The sequence below is a fragment of the Sphingobium sp. genome (assembly GCF_041987595.1).
Classification (GTDB): domain Bacteria; phylum Pseudomonadota; class Alphaproteobacteria; order Sphingomonadales; family Sphingomonadaceae; genus Sphingobium.
In genome coordinates this window covers 1-517 of record NZ_JBHIWJ010000256.1, presented here as the reverse complement: position 1 = coordinate 517, position 517 = coordinate 1, and the positions used below count along the sequence as shown (strand labels likewise).

The 517-nt window shown below is 60.9% G+C and carries 1 protein-coding gene; it reads left to right on the top strand.

Annotated elements, in window-relative coordinates:
* Positions 1-517: sigma 54-interacting transcriptional regulator (locus ACFC3J_RS23045; protein ID WP_375198224.1), on the top strand; the 517-nt coding region annotated here is incomplete at both ends.

The following is a 517-nucleotide window of genomic DNA, read 5'->3' as shown; positions in this document are numbered from 1 at the left end:
TCCGGCAGCGGCAAGGACATCGTCGCCAGCCACTATTTACACCGTCTGACCGAACGCCACGCCAAACCGTTCCTGGCACTCAACTGTGCGGCCATCTCTCCCTCCCTGCTCGAACCAACCCTGTTCGGCTATGCCAAAGGTGCTTTTACCGGCGCCCAGACGGCCAAGGCAGGCTATTTTGAAGACGCCGACAGCGGCACGCTGTTCCTCGACGAAATCGGCGAACTTCCCCTGGATTTGCAACCGAAGCTGTTGCGCGTTCTTGAAAACGGCGAATACCAGCGGGTTGGCGAAACCCATACCCGCATTTCGACAGCGCGGATCATCACCGCCACCAACCGCGACTTGCGCCAGGAGATGAAGACCGGACGCTTTCGTCCCGACCTCTATCATCGCCTGTCGGTGTTCACGGTATCCGTCCCGCCGGTTCGCGAAACGGGGCTGGACCGCCTGCTGCTGCTCGAGTATTTCCGCAAGAACTGCGCTGCCACTGCTCGTGCCGAGCCCTTCACGCTGG